Origin of the sequence: Curtobacterium sp. MCLR17_045 (assembly GCF_003234405.1) — a bacterium.
GTDB classification, from domain to species: Bacteria; Actinomycetota; Actinomycetes; order Actinomycetales; family Microbacteriaceae; genus Curtobacterium; species Curtobacterium flaccumfaciens.
On sequence record NZ_QKTB01000022.1, the window covers coordinates 1 to 15,850 of the forward strand.

Genomic DNA, 15,850 nt, shown 5'->3' on the forward strand with positions numbered 1-15,850 from the left:
GGGTGCCGGGGGGGGTGCGGGGTGCGGGGCGCGGGCACTTGGCGCACCGTGCGGCCTTGTCAGGCTGGTGCAGCGTTGCTTGCTCGATGGGGCCTTGTAGGCCGGTTCCGTGCGGGCAAGCCGGCACGGAGTGGCGGAGCGCGCACGGTGCGGTTTCGTGCGTATGGTGCGGGGTTGCTTGTTCGGTGCGGCCTTGTAGGCCGGCTCCGTGCGGGCAAGCCCGCACGGAGTGGCGCGGTGCGCACGGTGCGGTGGACTCGTGTGCGTCTGGCCTGGAGGCGCGGGGCGGGCTGGTGTCGTGCCTCCTGTCTCGCACACGGTGCGGTTTCATGCGTGTGGTGCGGCGTTGCTTGTTCGGTGCGGCCTTGTAGGCCGGCTCCGTGCGGGCAAGCTCGCACCGAGTGGCGGAACGCGCCGCCGCCCGCCGCCCGCCGCCTACGGCAGCGTCGGCGCCGCCGCCACCAACGCCCGCGTCACCGGGTGCTGCGGCGCGTCGAGGAGCGACACCGGCCCGTGCTCGACGATGCGGCCGTCGGACATCACCGCGACCGTGTCGCACAGCCGCTGCACGACCCCGATGTCGTGCGACACCAGCACGAGCGTCAGCCCGAGGTCGTCGGCGAGCGACCGGAACAGCTCGATCACCCGGGCGCGGACCACCACGTCGAGGGCGCTCATCGGCTCGTCGCCGAACAGGATCCGGGGCGAGTGCACCACGGCCCGGGCGATCGCGATCCGCTGCCGTTGCCCGCCGGAGAACTCGTGCGGGTACCGGTCGACCGTGTCGGCGGGCAGGTCGACGCGCTCCATCACGGCACGGACCAGGTCGTCGTGCGACCCCGGGACCTGCAGGGCCCGCAGCGGCTCGGCGACGATCGCGCCGACGCGCATCCGCGGGTCGAGGGACGCGTACGGGTCCTGGAACACCACCCCGGTCTCGCGACGGAACCAGCGCAACGCACGCGCGGACCGGGACGCGACCACCGGACGGCCGGAGGCGGCGACGGTGCCGGCGGAAGGGGCCTCCAGGCCGGCGAGCAGCCGGACCAGCGTGGACTTGCCGGATCCCGATTCGCCGACGATGCCGAGCCGTGCGCCGGGGGCGACCGTCAGGTCGACACCGTCGACGGCGGTGCGGACCGGACCGGGCTCGAACGGGCCGCGACGGGGGAGTCGGTAGGTGCGGTGGAGACCGGTGGCCTCGAGGACGGGGAGGGTCACGGGGCGGTCCTCCTGGCGGTGGCACGTGCGGCGTCGACGAGCGCGGCGGTGGCGGGGTGCTGCGGTGCGGCGAGCAGGTCTGCGACGCGGCCCTGCTCGACCACCCGGCCGGCGTCGAGCACCACGGCGGTGTCGGCGATGCGCGCGAGCACGGCGAGGTCGTGGGTGACGAACACCATGCCCGCCGGCAGGTGCTCGAAGAGGTCGAGGATGCGGGCCTCGGTGGTGACGTCGAGCGCCGTGGTCGGCTCGTCGGCCACCAGGTACGACGGCTCGCCGGCCATCGCCATCGCGATGCAGATCCGCTGCCGCTGCCCGCCGGACAGCTGGTGCGGGTACTGCCGCAGCAGCGACTCCGGGTCGGGCAGGCCCACGGACGCCGCCAGGTCGACGGCTGCCGCGCGTGCCGCGCGTCGGTCGAGCCCGCGGTGCAACCGGAGCGGCTCCGCGATCTGCGCGCCGACACGCCGCAGCGGGTCGAGCGCGGTGCCCGGCTCCTGGAACACCATCGCGATGCCCGATCCACGGTGTCGCGCGCGCTCACGGTCGGGCAGGCCGACGAGTTCGGTGCCGTCCAGGCGGACGCTGCCGGTCACGACGGCGCCGGTGGGCTCCAGGCCCATCAGGGCGAGCGAGGTCATCGACTTGCCGGATCCGCTCGCGCCGATCACGCCGACGCGCTGGCCGGGAGGCACGGTGAAGCTGACGTCGTCGAGGATCGTCCGCCCCGTGATGCGGACCGACAACCCGCGCACCTCGAGCCCGGAGGCTGCGGTGGCGTGGTCGGGGCCGGCTGCGTGGTCGGTCATGCGGTCACCCCCGGCGTGGTCGTGGCCGGGTCGGCGCTCCGGTCGCTCGTCGTCAGCCGCGGGTCCGAGGCGTCCCGCACCGCGTCGCCGAGCAACGACAGTGCCGCGACGACGATCGCGATGGCGGCTCCCGGCCAGGTCGCACTCCACGGGTGGACCCCGATGTAGGTCTGCAGGTCGGACAGCAGGCTGCCCCAGGACGCGGTGTCCGATCCGGCGCCGTAGCCCAGGTAGGACAGCCCGGCCTCGGCGAGCACCGCCGTGGCCATCGCGAGTGACAGCTGCACGGTGAACAGCGGCGCCGCGTTCGGCACCAGGTGACGGAACAGCACGCCGACACCGCCGACGCCGGACGCCCGGGCCGCGGTCACGTAGTCGCTGCGGGCGATCCGCCGGATCTCACCGCGGGCCACGCGGGCGATCGTCACGCCGAAGGACAGCCCGACGCTGACGATCACCACGCCGAGCGACCCGCCGAACACCGCGGTCAGGAGCATCGCGGTGAGCAGGGTCGGGAACGCCACCAGGATGTCGAGCAGGACCGCGGTGCCCTCGCGCACCCAGCGGGCGGTGAGCGAACCGATCGCGGTGAGGACGATCCCGACGACGCTCGCGATCACCCCGGAGCCCACGGCGACGAGCACGGTGGTGCGGGTGCCGGCGAGCAGGTAGCTCGCGATGTCGCGGCCGGCGGCGTCGGTGCCGAACCAGTGCGCGGCGCTCGGCCCCTCCCACTGGTGGAACGGGTCGGCGCGGAACGGGTTCTGCGGTGTCCAGACGAGCGACACGGCGGCGAGCACGAGCAGCAGGCCGAGCACGACGACGGCGAAGACCCCGGTCGGTCGGGACACCAGGCGGCGGATCATCCCTGCACCTCGCGCTGTCGGGGGTCGAGGGTGCGGTGCACGACGTCGACGGCGAACCCGACGAGCAGCACGAGTCCGGTGAGCACGAGCAGTTCCGACTGCACCTTCGTGATGTCGCGGCGGCCGACGTCGGTCACGAGCATCCGACCGACCCCGGGCAGCGAGAACAGCTGCTCGACGACGACGGCACCGACGAGCAGTCCGGCGATCTGGACGCCGAGCACGGCGAGCACCGTGAGGGCGACGCTCGGCAGACCGTGGCGGAGCAGCGCCTGCGTGCGGGTCAGCCCGACGGCGGCGGCGGTGCGCAGGTGGTCGGCATCGAGGACGGAGAGCGTGGCGGACCGGGTGAACCGGAGGATCACGGCGCCCTCGACGGCACCGATCGTCAGCGCGGGCAGTACGAGCGACGAGAACGCCCGCCCGGGTTCCGACCAGCCGTCGAGCGGGAAGCCCTGCGTCGGCAGCCAGTGCAGCGTCACCGCGAACAGGGCGACGAGGAGCATGCCGGCCCACACGACGGGCACGGCGGCGACCGCCTGCGCCGCGAACCCGATCACCGCGCCACCCGGGCGACGACGGAGCACCGCGGCGACCACCCCGAGCGGGACGCCGATCACCAGGGCGGTCGCCAGGGACATCGCGGCGAGCGGCAGGGTGATCGCGAGCTTCTGCGCGATCTCCGGTGCGACTGCACCGTTCGTCACCAGCGAGCGACCGAGGTCGCCGCGGAACACCCCGCCGATCCAGTCGAGGTACTGCACCACGACGGGCCGGTCGAGTCCGAGCTGCTGCCGGAGCTGCTCCACCTGCGCGGGGGTCGACTGCGTGCCGGCGACGACCTGGGCGACGTCACCGGGCAGCACGCGGAGCGTGGCGAAGATGATGACGCTCGCCACGAGCAGGCCGACGACGAGCAGGAGCACCCGCCCGATGAGGAACCGGGTCACGACACCGATGCTACGGGGACGGACACCCCGCCGCGGTCGCTCCGGGTCACTTGACCGCGAGCTTCGCCAGGTCGAGGCGCGAGTTGCCGCCGTCGACCGGGAAGCCCGTCACGCCGGAGCGCACCGCGGTGATCTCGGTCGCCGTGTAGAGCCACTCGCCGGCCGCGTCCTCGCTGACGATGCGTGCCGCCTTCCGGAGTGCCTCGGTCTTCGTGGCCTCGTCAGTCGCCGCGATCGACTGGGCGTAGAGCGCCTGCACCTTCGGGTTGTCGTACCCGAAGTAGTAGTCCGGGTTCGCCCAGTTGCCGAAGTCACGGGCCTCGACGTGGTCGACCATCGACAGGTCGAAGTCCCGCTCGCCGGACTTCGGTGCCTGGAACACCGAGGACAGCCAGGTGGCGAAGTCGACGCGCTTGACGGTCAGGGTGATCCCGACGTCGGCGAGCTGCGACTTCAGCACGTCGCCGATCGTGGTCGGGTAGATGTTCGCGTAGGTGAGCGTCAGCTTGAGGTCCTGCTGCCCGGCGTCGGCCAGGAGCTTCTTCGCGTTCGCGGGGTCGTACGCGTCGATGTCGGTCAGGTCCTCGTAGCCGGGGTCGAGCTCCGGGATCGGACCGCCCTGCTCCACGCCCGTGCCGCCGATCGCCTTGATGAGCGCCTTCGCGTCGATCGCCTGCCGGATGGCCCGGCGCACGCGCTCGTCGGTGAAGGGTTCCTTGCGGTCGTTGAACGCGAGCGTGTACTTGTCGGTCGTCTTGCCGCTGTGCAGCGCGATGTCGGCGTTGCCCTGCAGCTGGCTCTTGAGCGTGCCGTCAACGGGGTTCAGGACGTCGAGGTCACCGTTCGCCATCGCGTTGACGGCGGTCGACGGGTCCGTGATGTACCGGAAGACGATCTTCGCGACCTTCGCCTTCGTGCCCCAGTAGTCCTCGTTGCGGTCGAAGGTGAGCGAGTCGCCCTGCTTCCAGCTCGCGACCTCGAACGGACCGGTGCCGTTCGCGCTGTCGGACAGGTCGTTGTCCGCGGCCTTCTCGAGCACCAGGCCCGAGCGGCCGGTCAGGTTCCAGAGCAGGTCGGAGTCCGGCTTCGCCAGCTGCAGCACGACGGAGTCGTCCGACGGCGAGGTGATCGACGTGACGCCCGCGAGCTTGGCCGAGTCGACGTACGAGTCGTTCGACTTGACCTGCTCGAGCGACCACACGACGTCGGCCGCGGTGACCGGCTTGCCGTCCTGGAACGTCGTGCCGTCCCGCAGCGTGAACGTGTAAGTCAGGCCGTCCTTCGAGACCTCGTGGGACGAGGCCAGCACGTCACGGATCTCGCCGTCGGCGGTCCGGCCGACGAGCCCCTGGTACACGTTGTCGATGAGCACCTGGTCGAGCGCCGCCCCGGACTGGGTGCGGATGTCGAGACTCGTCGGCTCGAGCACCAGCCCGACGCGCACCGTGGCGTCCTTGCCGCCGGTGGTGTCGGACGAGCCGGAGCAGCCGGCCAGCGCCAGGGCGGAGACGACGGCGACGGCCGTGGCGGCGAGGGCAGCGCGCCCGATGCGCGAGGTGCGCGCGGTGCGACGGGGCAGGAGCGGACTCATGGGGTGGTGGGTTCCTTCCGGGCACGAGGGCTGGGATCGGGCCTCGCGCTCGCACGAGGGTACCGGCGGCTGGTGCCGTCCGGCGACGGTTCTTCGATCGGGTGCAACAATCCGTGCCGCTCCGCCCATGCCCGGATCGCCGAAGCCAGTTCGAGGGGTGCCTGGTTCTGCACCGCGTGCCGCGAGGTCACCGTCACGATCTCGGCGTCCGGCAGGCGTTCGGCGAACCCGGCGTGCAGCTTCGGGGAGACGTACCCGCGGTCACCCCGGACGAGCAGGATCGGCACGCGCAGGGCCTCGAGGTCCGGCCACGCATCGGCGAAGCGCCCCACCGACGACGTCCGCCCGGCGGGCAGGTGCGGGAAGTGGTGACGGCGAACGAGTCGCCCGTCCGCACCGAGGGCCGTCGTGTGCCGGGCCTCGCGCAGCAGCACCTGCCGGTCGTCGCCGACCCGCGCCTCGATCGCCCGGTCGACGACCTGCTCGAGGGACTCGAACGGCTCCTCCGCCTCGAGCGCGCGGGCGATCCGGTCCACCGCACGCTGCGCGAAGTCCGGCGACATGTCGACGAGCACGAGCCCGGTGACCCGCTCCGGCGCGGTGGCCGCGAGTCGGGCGGACAGGATCGCACCGAGCGAGTGGCCGACGACGATGCCCGGCGGCACCGAGAGCGCGTCGAGCGCGGCGAGCACGCTCGGCGCCGTCGCGGCCGCCGCGTAGTCCGCGTCCTCCCGCCACGACGACCGGCCGTGGCCGGGCAGGTCGAGGGCGACCGCCGGCTCGCCCACGGCGAGTGCCGTGGTGTCGAAGCTGTGGGCGTCGATGCCGAGCCCGTGCAGGTAGGTGATCCGGGCCTCCTGGCCGTCGTCGCCCCACCGGATCGCGGAGGTATCCTGTCCGTCCGCGGTGCGGACCACCTGCCTGGAGGCGCGGAGCGGCGTGGTCACGCCGCTCGCGCTGGCGAGGGCGGGCAGGTCGGCGAATTCGTCGTCGGGGGCTTCGGACACGGGGACGATCCTCGCACCGTTCCGGGGGCCTGGAGACGTTAGGTAAGGCATGCCATACTCGATTCCGTGGCAACCCGGTATCGCGTCTTCTCCGTCCGTGTGGCCGCCGTCACGTCGCTCACCCCGAACTTCGTCCGGGTGACGCTGACGGGCGACGCGCTCGCCGACTTCTCCTCGGTCGGTCTCGACCAGCGGATCAAGATCGTGCTGCCCCTGCCCGGCATCGGCTTCTCCGAACTGCCGGAGGACGAGGACTGGTACGCCGCCTGGCGCGCGCTGCCGGACGACGCCCGCAACCCCCTCCGCACGTACACGGTCCGCTCGTTCCGGCCGGACGCCCGCGAGCTCGACATCGACTTCGTCGCCCACGGCGACACCGGTCCGGCGTCGCGCTGGGTGTCGGCCTGCCGCGTCGGTGACGAGCTGCGCATCGTCGGGCCGCGCGTCCCCGAGTCGCCGGAGGACCTGCCGACCGGGGCCGCCGAGTTCGCTCCCGGGCACGCGAACCGGATCCTGCTCGCCGGGGACGAGACCGCCGCACCCGCCATCTGCGCCATCCTCGAAGCCCTCGACGTCTCGACCGTCGGCCACGTCTTCATCGAGGTGCCCACCGACGCCGACCGGCTGCCGGTCACCGCGCCCGCCGGGGTCGAGGTCCGCTGGATCGCCCGCAACGGCGCCACCCACGGGGTCCGGATGACCGACCAGGTGCACGCCTGGGCCTCCACCGTCGCGCCGTCCGCCGCCGCGTGCGAGCCGGCCGTCGAGCTCACCGACGTCGACGTCGACGAGCAGGTGCTGTGGGACGTCCCCGCCCCGGTCGACGAGCGCCCCGTCTACGCGTGGATCGCGGGCGAGGCCGGCTGCGTCAAGGAACTCCGCCGCCACCTGGTGCGCGGCGTCGGCATCGACCGCAAGCAGGTCGCGTTCATGGGCTACTGGCGGCACGGCAAGGCCGAGCACTGATGCCGACCTCGGGCACCGCGCTCGGTCCGGTCCCGACCACCGCGCTGGGGGCCCGTGGGCTGACCCTGGCGTACGACGACCGGGTCGTGGTGGACACGCTCGACGTCGACATCCCCGACGGCGAACTCACGGTCATCGTCGGTCCGAACGCCTGCGGCAAGTCGACGCTGCTGAAGTCCTTCGCCCGCACCCTGAAGCCGCGTGCCGGCACGGTGTTCCTCGACGGGGCGCCGATCGACTCGTACCGCCCGAAGGCCGTCGCCCGGCGGGTCGGCATGCTCCCGCAGACCCCGATCGCCCCCGACGGCATCACCGTGCGTGACCTGGTGTCCCGGGGCCGGTTCCCGCACCAGGACCTGCTGCACCCGTCGTCCGGGTCCGACCGGCAGGCGGTGCAGGCCGCACTCGAGCAGACGTCGACGGTGGAACTGGCGGACCGGAGCGTCGACGAGCTCTCCGGCGGGCAGCGGCAGCGGGTGTGGATCGCGATGGTGCTCGCGCAGCAGACCGACATCGTGCTGCTCGACGAGCCGACGACGTTCCTCGACATCGCCCACCAGTACGACGTGCTCGAACTGGCCTCCACGCTGCACGCCGCCGGTCGCACGGTCGTCGCGGTGCTGCACGACCTGAACCAGGCCGCGCGCTACGCCACCCACGTCATCGCGATGCGCGACGGGGCGATCGTCTCGGCGGGGGAGCCGTCGTCGGTGCTCACCGCGGACCTCGTCGAGGACGTCTTCGGCCTGCCGTGCGTCGTCGTCCCCGATCCCGAGACCGGCACGCCCCTCGTGGTGCCGCGGCGGCGCGCGGCCTGACCCACGGGCCGGCTGGCGCCGGGCCGGGCCGAGGTCGCACGATCTGCCGCCTGCCCGGCGTCCGGACGACGGTTCGCGCGACCACGACGATGCGCACGCGGCGTGTCCCGCGACTTCGGTCACGTGCCGCCGCCGAGCGGTCACGACTCGTCGTCGGTGGGGCGCCGAGTGGTCACGAACCGTCGGCTGGCGGCGCCGCAGGCGACGGTCTGCGACCGCTCGCCGCGCACCCCGCGGGGTGTTGCGACCGACCGGCACGCCCGCCGAGGTCGCACGATCTGCCGCCCGACCGGCGTCGGGGCGACAGATCGCGCGACCACGGCGATGCGCACGCGGCGTGTCGTGCGACCGCAGCACACCCGAGCCGCCCCGCGCCGCACCCGCCCCCGTCAGCGGTAGCCGCCGTCCTCCAGGCCGGCCTCGACCTCGAATCGGTTCCGCAGGGGATCCCGCCCGGCGACGGCGTAGAGCAGCGGCATGAGCATCCCGTACCGGCGCCACTGCTCGACGTGCACCCGCTCGTGCCGGAGCACCCGCGGGCCGTCGTTGTCGCGGGTCAGGTACACCGAACCGACGCAGGTGCCGCCGCGCCGGAACGCCCAGCGCGGCAGCCCCGTGCAGACCACGAGCCCGTCCTCCACCCGGATCCGCCCGGTCGACAGGGGGACGCCCACGGCGAGCCCGACGGCGGTCGCGAAGACCCACCCCGCACGGGACACGGGGGAGTCGAGCAGCGGGTTGCGCACGCTCAGGCCGGGCGGCCGTACGCCTCGAGCAGGCGGAGCCAGATCTCGTTCATCGTCGGGTAGGCCGGCACCGCGTGCCACAGGCGGTCGATCGGGACCTCGCCCACGACGGCGACGGTCGCGCCGTGCAGCATCTCGGCGACGTCCTGGCCGACGAACGTGACGCCCACGACGACCCCGCGGTCCTCGTCGACGACCATCTTCGCGCGGCCCGTGTAGCCGTCTGCCTGCAGCGAGGACCCGGCGATCGCACCGAGGTCGTACTCGACCGCGCGGACGTTCAGCCCCTGCTCGCGGGCCTTCGCCTCGGTCAGTCCGACGCTCGCGACCTCGGGGTCGGTGAAGGTGACCTGCGGCGAGGCGGCGTGGTCGGCGGTGGCGACGTGTGCACCCCACGGCTCGGTGTGCAGCGGCGTGCCCTGGTACCGCGCCGCGATCGCCTCGCCGGCGGCACGCGCCTGGTACTTGCCCTGGTGCGTGAGCAGGACGCGGTGGTTGACGTCACCCACGGCGTACAGCCAGTCGGTGCCGTGCACGAGCATGGTGTCGTCGACGTCGAGCCAGTCGCCCGCGGTCAGGCCGACGGTCTCGAGCCCGAGGTCACGCGTGTGTGCTGCGCGTCCGGTGGCGGCGAGCACCTCGCTCGTGATGACCGTGGTGCCGTCGTCGAGCTCCGTGGTGACGAGACCGTGCTCGTCGCCGTCGACCCGGACCGGGTTGACGCCGGTGCGGACGTCGACACCGAGTTCGCGCAGGGAGTCGGCGACGAGTTCCCCGGCGAAGGGCTCCATGCCGCCGAGCAGACCGTGCCGGGCGACGAGGGTGACCTTCGCGCCGAGGGACGCCCACGCGGTCGCGAGCTCCGAGCCGGAGACACCGCCGCCGATGACGAGCAGGCTCTCCGGGACCTGCTGGGCGCTGGTCCCCTCGCGGGTGCCCCACGGCTTCGCCTCGGCGAGACCGGGCACCGCGGGCAGCGTGTGCAGGGAACCGGTGACGACCGCGACGGCGGCGCGCGCGGTGTGCGTCTCGCCGTCGACGTCGATGGTCTTCGGGCCGGTTATGCGGGCGTGCCCGCGGATCAGGTCGATGCCGGCGGACTCGAGCCACGAGACCTGGCTGTCGTCCTTCCAGTCGGAGGTGAACGAGTTGCGGCGGGCGAGCACGTGTGCTGCGTCGAGCGTGCCGGTCACGGCCTGCTTCGCACCGTCGAGCCGCTTGGCGGCGGCGAGGGCGTGTCCGCTGCGCAGGAGCGCCTTCGAGGGCATGCACGCCCAGTAGGAGCACTCGCCGCCGACGAGCTCGGCCTCCACGATCGCGACCGACAGGTCGCGCTTCCTGGCGTAGTCCGCCACGTTCTCGCCGACAGCGCCGGCTCCGATCACGATGAGGTCGTAGTCCGTCATGCTGCCGAGCGTACGCGGACCGGCAGGGGGTCCGCCGGTCGCGTCGTGCCCGTGGTCAGCCCACCCGGGAGGCGCTGGTCACCGCTCCGACGACGCGCAGGATCACGCCGAGGTCGTCCACCGCCCGGTCCGGGTCGACGGGGGCGAATCCGGTGAGCGCGGCGCCGACGAGGCGCCGGCCGCGGGTCGCGGCCTGGATGCGCTCGACGAGCGCTGCGCCGTCGAGGCCGAACGGGACGGGTTCGAGCAGCCCGTCGACCTCGGACGGGTCGAGGACGTCGAGGTCGACGTGCACGAAGACCGATGCGGCACCGGTCCGCTCGACCGCTGCGGCGAGGGCGTCCGGGGTTGCGGCGTCGACGTCGAGGTGCACGATCCCGGCCTTGTCGAGGGCGGCTCGTTCGGCGTCCTCGACGCCGCGGACCCCGGCGACGACGACCGAGGACGCCGGCACCACCGGCAGTCCGGGGAACAGGTCGTCGGGGCGGTCGACCAGCAGGCGCAGGGCGGCGGTCTCGGCGGCGACGGGCTGTGCCCGGTTGAGTGCGCGGTACCCGCTGGACCCGGAGATGCGGACGAACGCGGTGTCCGGTGCGAGGGCGGCGGTCGCGCCGAGGACACTGGCGCCGTCACCGCCGACGACGAGCACCGGTTCGGTGGCGACGGCTGTTTCCTCGGCGACGCGTTCGGCGACGGCGAGCACCGAGGTGTAGCGGGCGACGGCGGTCTCGAGGCGGTCGCCCGCTCCGGCCGGGACGTCGACCACGGTGGTGGACGCCCGGGGGAGGTCGGCCGCGATCGCCGACGCACCGTCCCCGAGGCGCATCGCGCGCGACGACGCCGAACCCTGCCACTGACCGACCACGAGGAAGTGCATCGTCTCAGTCTGTCAGCTGGGGTCCGGCGTCGTCAGGGCGTTCGTCAGATGCTCGAGGATCCGCCGGACTTCAGCGCGGCGAGCCGTGCCTCGACCTCGGCGTCCTTGCCGACGTCCTCGAGGCTCTCGAACTGTGCGTCGAGGCTCGACGACTGCAGCTCCTGCTGGCCGAGCACCTTCGCCTCTTCGCGGCGGACCTTCTCCTCGAAGCGGCCGAGGTCGCTCGTCGGGTCGAGCACGTCGATGTTGCCGAGGGCGTCGTTGACGCGGGACTGCGCCTCGGCGGTCTTCGAGCGGGCGACGAGGTTGTCCCGCTTCGCGCGGAGCTGCTCGAGCTTCTGCTCCATGCCGGCGAGACCGGTCTTGAGCTTCTCGACGGCCTCGTTCTGCGACGCCAGGTTCGGCTCCGCGTCCTTGACCTCCTGCTCGGCGGCGATCTGCTTGCCGATGGCGATCTTGGCGAGGTTGTCGAACTTGTCCGCCTCGGCCGACTTGCCCTCGGAGCGGTACTTGTCGGCTGCGGTGGAGGCGTTGGCGGCCTTCTGGCCCCACTCGACCGCGGCCTTCTTGTCCTCTTCGTGGTCCTGCTCGAGCAGGCGCACGTTGCCGATGGTCTGCGCGATCGCGGTCTTCGCGTCGGCGATGTTGTTCGTGTAGTCGCGGACGAGCTGGTCCAGCATCTTCTGCGGGTCCTCGGCGTCGTCGATGATCTGATTGATGTTCGCGCGCACGAGGGTGGAGATGCGTCCGAAGATGGTCTGCTTGGCCATTGCTGTTCCCTTTCGTGGAAGTCCTGTGGACGGTGTTGTCGGGTCGTGTCTGGTTCTGGGTGCCGGGGGAGTGCGTCGGGTCAGAAGCGGCCGCCGCCGGAGAAGCCGCCGCCCCCGAAGGAACCGCCGCCGTAGCTGCCGCCGCGACCGCCGAGCAGGCCGCCGAGGACGAGTCCGGTGACGAGGCCGCCGAGCTGGGCGCCGCCGCCGCCACCGCCCTGGCCGCCACCCCAGCCGCCGAGGTCGTCGTTGGCGGCGTCCATCGCGGCGGCCGCGTACTGCTCGGCCGCGCGGGCGGCGTTGAGTGCCTGGCCGGGGTTGTTCGGGGCGAGCTCGACGGCGTCGTCGTAGGCGCGCTGGGCCTCGGACAGCCGGGTCCGGGCCGTCGGGCCGATGCCGCCGCGGTGCAGGGAGACGTAGTCGCGGGCCTGGCTGATCCGGTTCCGGGCGTCGCGCAGGGCGGCGTCGAGCGCCTGGGTGGCCCGCTGGCGCTGTTCTTCGGCACCCCGCGCCGTGGCGATGGCCTGGTCGATCTCGGTGTTCGCCCGGGTCAGCGCGTCGACGGCCGCCACCGGGTCCTTCGGGTCCAGCCCCTGGCGGAGCACGGCCTCGGCGCGGGTGACCGCGGCGGCGAGGTCCGGCCCGCCCGAGCGCAGGCTGCGGGCGGCGGCGACGTCGCCCTGGATGTCGATGCGCATCGCCTCGGCGCGGGCGGTGGCCTCGTCGAAGGACTGCTCGGCGGCGAGTGCGCCGTCGGTGAGCTGCTGCACCTGGGCGAGCGCGTGCTGGGCGTCGCGCACGGCCACGACCGCCTCGCCCTTGTCGCCGGCGGCGATGGAGGCGGTGGCGGCGTTCGAGCGTTCGGTGGCGAAGGCGAGCACCTGGTGGGCCTGGTCGACGTTGTTCGCCACGGTCGCGAGGGTGCGGCCGGTGTAGCGCGCGCGGACACGGTCGAGCGCAGCGGCTGCGGCTCCGACCGAGGCCGGCGCGGCGGCGACGGCCTGGGCGAGCGATGCGGCCGCGTCCTCGATGCCGTCCTCGAGCGAGCGGAGCTGGTCGAACGCCTCGGTCTGCTCCTCGATCGCGGCGTGCGCACGCTCGCAGATGACGATGATCTGGTTCGCCCACTCGGCGCGCTGCTGGGGGGTGTCGGGGATATCGTCGTCGAGCTGCTGCCGGATCGTGAAGGCCTTGCGGACCTCGCGCTGGGCGGCCTGCACGGCGTCGGCGAACGGCTTGGCGGCGTCCGGGCCGAACTGCGCGCTCGCGAACCCGACCTCTTGCTCGGCGGTGCGGAGTTCGTCGTCGATGGTGACCAGGGCGCCGCCGGCGGTGCGTTCGAGGTCGGCGAGCGAGGCTTCCTGCGCCTTGGTCGCCGCGGCGGTGCGGCGCTTGTTGCGGGTCCGGATGACCAGGACCACGACGACGAGCCCGACGACCACGACGAGCAGCAGGATCCACAGCCAGGTGAGGTCCACCGGGGCCTGCGACTGGGTCAACCCGTCGGCGAAGGCCACGGCGGCGCCGGCCCAGTCGCCCTGCTTGAGCTCGGGGAGCAGCGAGTCGTTGACGGCGTTCTCCACGTCGGACGAGGAGATCGCGGTCTCGTTCGTCTGCTGCACGTCGTAGTTCCGCTCGTCGACCGCGACCGAGAGCAGGATGCCGTCGGTGTCGATCTGGTTCTGCTCGAGCACGGCCCGGCCCCACTCGGTGTGGTCGGTGGGGTCGGTGAAGGACGGCACGAACACGACGTACAGCTGCGTCTGGGTCTCGGAGTACAGGTCCTGCACGGCCTGCTCGACCTTCGACTGCTGGGATGCGGTCAGCGCGTCGGCCTCGTCGAGGACGTACGCGCCGCCCAGGTCGACGGGCGCCGTGGCGTGGGCGGTCGCTGCCGGAGCCAGGACGATCAGCGTCGCGACGAGGGCGGCCATCACACGGCTCCACAGCCGCGTTGTCCCCCTGTGCCCGCTCGATCCGTCCGTGCCCGATCCGTGCTGGACCGCTCGCATCCGTCCTCCGTCCGTCGCCGGCCGGTACCCCGTGGCACCGCACCGGACCGCGCCACGAGTGCGCTGTCGCCCGGAGTCTATCCAGGCCACGCAGGGGCACCGCCAGACTCTGGGGGAACGCTCCGGACCGTGCTTCCTGTGGACGTCTTGTCCCCCGTACCGGGGTATGCTGGCGCCACTGTTCGAGGATGAACGGAAGGGGAAGAACGATGGAACGCACCACGAGCACCGAGGTCGTCCCGCTCGAGGACGGCTACCACCGGGTGTCGACTCCGGCGACGGGTGTGATCGGTTTCGTGCGCGAGCACGATGGCCGTTACGAGGTCCTGCGCGGACGAGTTCGCCAGGCGACCCGCTCCGAGGGGCAGTACAGCACCATGAACGTCGCGCTCATCGCGCTGACGCACGCCTGATCCGCTCTGGGCGCGACCACACGACCGACGGGCGCTGCCCCGGTCGGTGGGTCGCGCCTCCAGACCGTCACGGTGACGCTCCGGACGCCGGCTGCTGACCGCGCGGACGACCGGGAGGCCCTGGTCGCCGCCGTCGTGTCGGCGACCGGCGCCGAGCCGGTCGCGGTGCGCGCGGGGCGCGTCTGCCCGCACTGCGCGGGGACCGACCACGGTCGTCCGTGGGCGACCGTCGCGGGCGTCACGGTCGGCGTGAGCCTGTCGCGCGCACCGGGCGTCGTCGCCCTCGCGGTCGGGCCGTCGGCACTCGGTGTCGACGTCGAACGGGTGTCGCGGGTCGCTGCCGCGCCGCTCGATGCGTTCACCTCGGACGAACTCCGTCGAGCCGACGGAGGCCCGGCGCTCCTCGCCACGGCGTGGGCGGCGAAGGAGGCCGTGCTGAAACGCGACGGACGCGGGCTGCGCGTCGACCCGCTCGCGGTGGAGGTCGACGCGGCCGCCGGCACCGCCCGGTTCGAGGGTGCCGGACAACCGCTCACCGTGCTGTACCCCGCACCGGACGTCGTGCTCGTCGTCGCCGCGGGTGGCCTGCCCGTCGAGGTGGTCGGGACGGTCAGCGGGGGAGCGTGAGCACCTCGGCGCCGTCCTCGGTGATCGCGATGGTGTGCTCGGTGTGGGCGGTCCGCGCTCCGGTGGCACTCCGCAGGGTCCACCCGTCGGCGTCGGTGACCAGGACGTCGGTGTCCGCCATCACCCACGGTTCGAGCGCGAGCAGGAGCCCGGGTCGGAGCGTGTAGCCGCGGCCGGGGCGCCCGGTGTTCGACACGTGCGGGTCCTGGTGCATGGTCGAGCCGATGCCGTGCCCGCCGAACTCGACGTTCACCGGGTAGCCCGCGGCTTCGAGCACGGTGCCGATCGCGTGGGACAGGTCACCGATGCGGGCGCCCGGTCCGGCCGCGGCGATGCCCGCGGCCAGCGCGCGTTCGGTGGCGTCGATGAGTGCGAGGTCCTCGGGGCGTGCGGTACCGACGACGAAGCTGATCGCGGCGTCGGCGGCGATGCCGTCCAGGGACACCGCGAGGTCGAGGGTCAGCAGGTCGCCGTCCTGCAGCACCCGGTCGTGCGGCAGCCCGTGCAGGACGGCGTCGTTCACGGCCGTGCAGATGTGGTGACCGAACGGGCCCCGGCCGAACGAGGGTGCGTAGTCGACGTAGCAGGAGTCGGCACCGGCGGCCTCGATCATCTGCTTCGCCCACCGGTCGATCTCGAGCAGGTTCGTGCCGACGCGGGTGCGTTCGCGCAGGGTCTGCAGGATCGTGCCGACGAGGGCTCCGGTGGCGCGGCCCTTGTCGACCTCGGCGGGGGTCAGGATCTCGATCACGCCGATGATCATACCGGTAT

The 15,850-nt window shown here is 73.0% G+C and carries 16 protein-coding genes; 4 read left to right on the forward strand and 12 right to left on the reverse strand.

The genetic code is table 11. From position 1 onward, the window contains the following. Positions 1-435 precede the first annotated feature (435 nt). The 6 genes from DEJ05_RS13195 to DEJ05_RS13220 are packed head-to-tail and all read right to left on the reverse strand — an operon-like array spanning position 436 to position 6,444. Positions 436-1,221, reverse strand: a complete 786-nt coding sequence (locus DEJ05_RS13195) for an ABC transporter ATP-binding protein (RefSeq protein WP_111110628.1) — start codon at positions 1,219-1,221, stop codon at positions 436-438. Next, positions 1,218-2,030 carry an ABC transporter ATP-binding protein gene (locus DEJ05_RS13200; RefSeq protein ID WP_111110629.1) on the reverse strand — a complete coding sequence of 271 codons (813 nt, stop codon included), beginning with the start codon at positions 2,028-2,030 and terminating at the stop codon, positions 1,218-1,220. The genes DEJ05_RS13195 and DEJ05_RS13200 overlap by 4 nt, the downstream gene beginning before the upstream one ends. After that, entirely contained in the window at positions 2,027-2,896 is an 870-nt protein-coding gene (locus DEJ05_RS13205) for an ABC transporter permease (protein WP_111110630.1), read from the reverse strand. The genes DEJ05_RS13200 and DEJ05_RS13205 overlap by 4 nt, the downstream gene beginning before the upstream one ends. Beyond that, entirely contained in the window at positions 2,893-3,846 is a 954-nt protein-coding gene (locus DEJ05_RS13210; protein ID WP_111087840.1) for an ABC transporter permease, read from the reverse strand. The genes DEJ05_RS13205 and DEJ05_RS13210 overlap by 4 nt, the downstream gene beginning before the upstream one ends. Positions 3,847-3,892: 46 nt before the next feature. Next, the gene (locus DEJ05_RS13215; RefSeq protein WP_111029217.1) at positions 3,893-5,437 is read right to left on the reverse strand and encodes an ABC transporter substrate-binding protein; all 1,545 of its coding nucleotides are present in this window, start codon (positions 5,435-5,437) and stop codon (positions 3,893-3,895) included. Next, the gene (locus DEJ05_RS13220) at positions 5,434-6,444 is read right to left on the reverse strand and encodes an alpha/beta fold hydrolase (RefSeq protein WP_181440725.1); all 1,011 of its coding nucleotides are present in this window, start codon (positions 6,442-6,444) and stop codon (positions 5,434-5,436) included. The genes DEJ05_RS13215 and DEJ05_RS13220 overlap by 4 nt, the downstream gene beginning before the upstream one ends. Before the next feature lie 66 nt (positions 6,445-6,510). Here DEJ05_RS13220 and DEJ05_RS13225 point away from each other — a divergent pair, with 66 nt between their 5' ends. Together DEJ05_RS13225 and DEJ05_RS13230 are read left to right on the forward strand one after the other, a co-directional pair. Continuing rightward, the gene (locus tag DEJ05_RS13225) at positions 6,511-7,410 is read left to right on the forward strand and encodes a siderophore-interacting protein (protein WP_258376156.1); all 900 of its coding nucleotides are present in this window, start codon (positions 6,511-6,513) and stop codon (positions 7,408-7,410) included. Beyond that, a complete protein-coding gene (locus DEJ05_RS13230) occupies positions 7,410-8,228 on the forward strand; it encodes an ABC transporter ATP-binding protein (RefSeq protein WP_071404595.1) in 819 nt (272 codons plus the stop codon). Before DEJ05_RS13225 ends, DEJ05_RS13230 begins: the two co-directional genes overlap by 1 nt. 389 nt (positions 8,229-8,617) lie before the next feature. Here the strand turns inward: DEJ05_RS13230 and DEJ05_RS13240 are convergent, their stop codons facing one another. The 5 genes from DEJ05_RS13240 to DEJ05_RS13260 form a co-directional block, all read right to left on the reverse strand. Then, a complete protein-coding gene (locus tag DEJ05_RS13240; RefSeq protein WP_181440726.1) occupies positions 8,618-8,974 on the reverse strand; it encodes a Fe-S oxidoreductase in 357 nt (118 codons plus the stop codon). A gap of 2 nt (positions 8,975-8,976) precedes the next feature. After that, complete coding sequence (locus tag DEJ05_RS13245) at positions 8,977-10,380, reverse strand: NAD(P)/FAD-dependent oxidoreductase (protein ID WP_111110634.1); 1,404 nt, start codon at positions 10,378-10,380, stop codon at positions 8,977-8,979. A 55-nt stretch (positions 10,381-10,435) separates the two neighbouring features. Continuing rightward, on the reverse strand, positions 10,436-11,257 hold the full coding sequence (locus DEJ05_RS13250; RefSeq protein WP_027465799.1) for an arginase family protein: 822 nt from the start codon (positions 11,255-11,257) through the stop codon (positions 10,436-10,438). A 44-nt stretch (positions 11,258-11,301) separates the two neighbouring features. After that, positions 11,302-12,027, reverse strand: coding sequence for a PspA/IM30 family protein (locus DEJ05_RS13255; protein WP_017885772.1), 726 nt, complete (start codon positions 12,025-12,027; stop codon positions 11,302-11,304). Between the two features lie 80 nt (positions 12,028-12,107). Next, a complete protein-coding gene (locus DEJ05_RS13260; protein WP_181440727.1) occupies positions 12,108-13,961 on the reverse strand; it encodes a TPM domain-containing protein in 1,854 nt (617 codons plus the stop codon). Between the two features lie 287 nt (positions 13,962-14,248). Between DEJ05_RS13260 and DEJ05_RS13265 the strand changes: the two genes are divergently transcribed. Both DEJ05_RS13265 and DEJ05_RS13270 read left to right on the forward strand, forming a co-directional pair. After that, positions 14,249-14,452 carry a hypothetical protein gene (locus DEJ05_RS13265; RefSeq protein ID WP_017885770.1) on the forward strand — a complete coding sequence of 68 codons (204 nt, stop codon included), beginning with the start codon at positions 14,249-14,251 and terminating at the stop codon, positions 14,450-14,452. A 72-nt stretch (positions 14,453-14,524) separates the two neighbouring features. Then, entirely contained in the window at positions 14,525-15,079 is a 555-nt protein-coding gene (locus tag DEJ05_RS13270; RefSeq protein ID WP_146245108.1) for a 4'-phosphopantetheinyl transferase superfamily protein, read from the forward strand. Here DEJ05_RS13270 and map read toward each other — a convergent pair. Next, entirely contained in the window at positions 15,063-15,830 is a 768-nt protein-coding gene (map, locus tag DEJ05_RS13275) for a type I methionyl aminopeptidase (RefSeq protein ID WP_111094285.1), read from the reverse strand. The two genes, DEJ05_RS13270 and map, sit on opposite strands and share 17 nt — an antisense overlap. Between the last annotated feature and the right edge of the window lie 20 nt (positions 15,831-15,850).

Excerpts from the sequence above, each read along its gene's own strand:
- DEJ05_RS13200 (WP_111110629.1), bottom strand. The coding sequence starts at position 2,030 with ATGACCGACCACGCAGCCGGCCCCGACCACGCCACCGCAGCCTCCGGG.
- DEJ05_RS13205 (WP_111110630.1), bottom strand. The coding sequence starts at position 2,896 with ATGATCCGCCGCCTGGTGTCCCGACCGACCGGGGTCTTCGCCGTCGTC.
- DEJ05_RS13215 (WP_111029217.1), bottom strand. The coding sequence starts at position 5,437 with ATGAGTCCGCTCCTGCCCCGTCGCACCGCGCGCACCTCGCGCATCGGG.
- DEJ05_RS13230 (WP_071404595.1), top strand. The coding sequence starts at position 7,410 with ATGCCGACCTCGGGCACCGCGCTCGGTCCGGTCCCGACCACCGCGCTG.
- DEJ05_RS13245 (WP_111110634.1), bottom strand. The coding sequence starts at position 10,380 with ATGACGGACTACGACCTCATCGTGATCGGAGCCGGCGCTGTCGGCGAG.
- DEJ05_RS13250 (WP_027465799.1), bottom strand. The coding sequence starts at position 11,257 with ATGCACTTCCTCGTGGTCGGTCAGTGGCAGGGTTCGGCGTCGTCGCGC.
- DEJ05_RS13255 (WP_017885772.1), bottom strand. The coding sequence starts at position 12,027 with ATGGCCAAGCAGACCATCTTCGGACGCATCTCCACCCTCGTGCGCGCG.
- DEJ05_RS13260 (WP_181440727.1), bottom strand. The coding sequence starts at position 13,961 with ATGGCCGCCCTCGTCGCGACGCTGATCGTCCTGGCTCCGGCAGCGACC.
- DEJ05_RS13265 (WP_017885770.1), top strand. The coding sequence starts at position 14,249 with ATGGAACGCACCACGAGCACCGAGGTCGTCCCGCTCGAGGACGGCTAC.